This window comes from Tenacibaculum larymnensis, assembly GCF_028829235.1.
GTDB classification, from domain to species: domain Bacteria; phylum Bacteroidota; class Bacteroidia; order Flavobacteriales; family Flavobacteriaceae; genus Polaribacter; species Polaribacter larymnensis.
On record NZ_JAIWJY010000050.1, the window covers coordinates 1 to 301 of the forward strand.

Sequence of the window (301 nt, forward strand, 5' to 3'; positions counted from 1 at the left end):
CGATATTCCTGCTTTTACACCTGCTAATTTTATTGTTGCACCTACAGGAGCTACTCATTTTAAGTTAGTAGCTGCGATTGGGTTAGTTTCTGACTACACCTACGATGAGGGAGCAAGTACTTACGAGCCTGTAGTTGCTGAGCAAAACAGCATTGGTATTGTGGCAAGTGATACAGTAAAGCCTTTGGGTAGTAATAGCTCTGCTATCACGTTGACAGCTACCATACCTGGGGGCGTGGTTACTGATGCAGAAGTAAGCGTTATCTCTTGTTTGGGTATTGAGTTCTACCAACAGGTAGGC

At 44.2% G+C, this 301-nt stretch carries 1 pseudogene; it reads left to right on the forward strand.

What is annotated here, in order from left to right:
* A pseudogene (locus LCI24_RS16965) lies at positions 1–301 on the forward strand (hypothetical protein); the annotation flags it as partial.